This window comes from Streptomyces alkaliphilus (assembly GCF_014141535.1).
Taxonomy (GTDB): domain Bacteria; phylum Actinomycetota; class Actinomycetes; order Streptomycetales; family Streptomycetaceae; genus Streptomyces; species Streptomyces alkaliphilus.
The window spans coordinates 1-2,771 of the sequence record NZ_VKHT01000711.1 but is presented as its reverse complement, the minus strand read 5'-3'; the positions used below and the strand labels follow the sequence as shown (position 1 = coordinate 2,771).

The 2,771-nt window shown below is 71.1% G+C and carries 2 protein-coding genes and 1 pseudogene; 2 read left to right on the top strand and 1 reads right to left on the bottom strand.

Annotated elements, in window-relative coordinates:
- On the top strand, positions 1-229 hold a 229-nt coding region (locus tag FNQ90_RS18800), incomplete at its 5' end, for a DUF2867 domain-containing protein (protein WP_182607445.1).
- 70 nt (positions 230-299) lie between these two features.
- Here FNQ90_RS18800 and FNQ90_RS18795 read toward each other — a convergent pair.
- On the bottom strand, positions 300-2,156 hold the full coding sequence (locus FNQ90_RS18795; protein WP_323380064.1) for a cation:proton antiporter: 1,857 nt from the start codon (positions 2,154-2,156) through the stop codon (positions 300-302).
- A gap of 421 nt (positions 2,157-2,577) precedes the next feature.
- On the opposite strand from FNQ90_RS18795, the pseudogene FNQ90_RS18790 reads away from it, so the two are divergent.
- Positions 2,578-2,771: pseudogene (locus FNQ90_RS18790) on the top strand (GNAT family N-acetyltransferase); the annotation flags it as partial.

Genomic DNA, 2,771 nt, shown 5'->3' with positions numbered 1-2,771 from the left:
CGGCGGGGCCGGGGGGCGTCCGGCGGCCCGTTACCGTCAACGGGCGCTGTTCCACCCCCACGGCCTGGGCGGTCACCTGTACTGGTGGAGCGTCAGCCCGTGGCACGCGCTGGTCTTCGGCGCGATGGCCCGCAACATCGCGGCCACGGCCGAGCGGGCCGCTCCGGGGGACACCCACGCGGACGCCGCGGACCGGACCGCATCCGCCACGGACCGAGCGGGCGGCTGACCGCACGGCCCGGGCGGGCGGCCCGGGCGGGCGGCTGTCGGTGCCCGTCGGTCCGGCGCGACCCGTTCCCCTACCGCTCCGGCGGACCCTCCGCCCGGCGGGTGCCGCCGGCGTCGTCCGGGGGCCCGGACAGAGGGCCGTCGTGCGGAGTGCCGTCGTGCGGAGCGGTGGGGCCGGGGTCGGCGACGAGGACCCCGGCGTCGGACCGTCCCCCCTCGCCCCGGGCACGTTCCGAGACGATGTCCAGGGCCGTGTCGGCGGCCTCCGAGAAGGGGTCGAGGACGATGTCCACCCCCGCCGCCCGGGACCGTTCCACCTCCCGGGGGGTGTGGGCGGTGAGCATGATCCGTCCCTCGTAACCGTGCCGGCGCAGGCCGTCGACGAGGGCGAGGTTGGTGTTCGGATGGGGGATGGCGCTGATCACCCATCGGGCCCGGCTCAGGGGAAGGGTCTCCAGGAAGTGGACGTCCTCGGCACTTCCGAAGACGGCGGTGACGCCCTCCCGCTCGTTGTGCGTCACCCGATAGGGGTCCCAGTCCACCGCCAGTACCCGCAGACCGGCCCGAGCGAGGCGGTCGGCGGCGTGCCCACCGAAGCGGCCGAGGCCGTAGAGGATGACATCCACGTCGTCCCCGCTACGGTCGGTGTCCGGTTGCCGCACACCGACCCGCTGGAAACGCTCGAGCCAACCCCCGATCCGACCCCAGATCTGCTGCGAGTACATGATCAGGTAGGTCGAGACGCCGATGGTGATGAGACCGACGACGGTGATCAGGCTGACCGTGGCTCCCGTGATGTGCCCCAGTGACAGGCCGAGGGCGGCCAGGATCAGCGAGAACTCCGAGATCTGCGCCACCGTCAACCCGCACAGGAACCCCACCCGAACCGGGTAGCGCATCAGCGCCATGATGACGATCACGATGAGCGGGTTGCCGATCAGCACGAACAGCGAGAGAACGGCCGCCTCACCGAGCTGCCGACCGGCATCGGTGAACTCCAGACCCGCGCCGAGCTGGAGGAAGAAGAACAGCAGCATGAAGTCGCGCAGGCTGACCAACCGCGCTCCCAGGGCATCCCGGTACGGCGTGGTGGCCAGCGAGACACCGGCGAGGAACGCCCCGACCTCGGTGCTGAAGCCCAACCACTCGCTGATCGCGGCGATCGAGATCGCGTAGGCCACGCCGAAGAGCACCAGCAGTTCCTGGGACCGGGCGATGTGGTCGAGCAACCGGGGCAGCACGAACTTCATCAGCAGGGCGATAGCCGCCAGCAGACCGATCCCCTTGCCGAGGACCAACAGCACCTCGGTGGAGAGGTCGTTCTCCGCCCCACCGATCGCGTTTCGCTGTCCGAAGGCGGTCAGGGCGATCATGACCATCACGACCACGATGTCCTGCACGATGAGAAACCCCACCGCGATACGACCGTGTAGTTGCTCCAACTCCCTTTTGTCGGAGAGGAGCTTCACGATGATGATCGTGGAGGAGAAGGTGAGCGCCACCGCCACGTAGAGCGAGGTGACGTTGTCCATGCCGAGCAACCGGGCGATCAGGTAGCCGATCGCCGAGGTGAAGACCACCTGTCCCAGGCCGGTGGCCAGCGCGATCGGTCCGGTGGTACGCACCAGGTGCAGGTCCAGACGCAGGCCGACCAGGAACAACAGCACGGCGATGCCGAGATGGGCGAGCAGTTCTATCGTGCCGTCGGCCTCCACCCAGCCCAGCGCGGCGGGCCCCACCAGGATTCCGACACCGATGAAGGCGACGATCAGGGGTTGTCGCAGCCGGGTGGCGATCAGCCCGATGACGGTCGCCACCGCCAGGACGGCGGCGAGCAGGGGGAAGTCGTGCAGTTCCATGATCGTCTCGGCTCCCGTGCGGTGTGGTGGCGCTGTCTCGGCGAGGACTCGGTGACGGGGTTCCGTCACCCCGGAGGGCTTTTCCCTCCCGGGTCCCTCCCCGTGGTCTCCTCGGCGGGAGCCCGCGCCACCGGCACGTCCGACGGGCCGCCGCGCGGCACCCGCCGGGCGACGCCGCCCGCCGGGGCGCGGGCGGGAGTGCTCCGGGGGCCGGTGCCGACGGCGATCGGGTCCGCGTCGCGCTGCCCGGCCCGGACGGGGGACGATCCGGGTCGCGCGCCGGTCTCCGGGGCCGCTTCGGTCCCTGCCATCGGTTCCGTCCCGATTCCGTTGTCGTTCCGGCCGGCCGCGGGGTGCCGGGCCCTCGGATCGGCCCACGGGTGCGGCGATCCAACCCGACCGTACCCGTCCCGGGTACCCCTCACGCCCCGGGGTCCTCCGGCATGCCCCGGCCCGATCACCGCTCCGCCTTGTCGCATACGATGCGCAGATGCACGGATACCGCATCCAACGGGCCGGGGAGCATCATCTGGACGGCGCCCGGGCCGTGATGCTCGACACGATCCACCGGGACTTCGGCACCGGCTACGTGCCGCGCTGGCACGGTGACGTGATCGATCCGGCCGCCGCCTACCTGCGCTCCCCCCGGCACCTGCTGCTGGTGCTGTCTCTTATACACAGCTG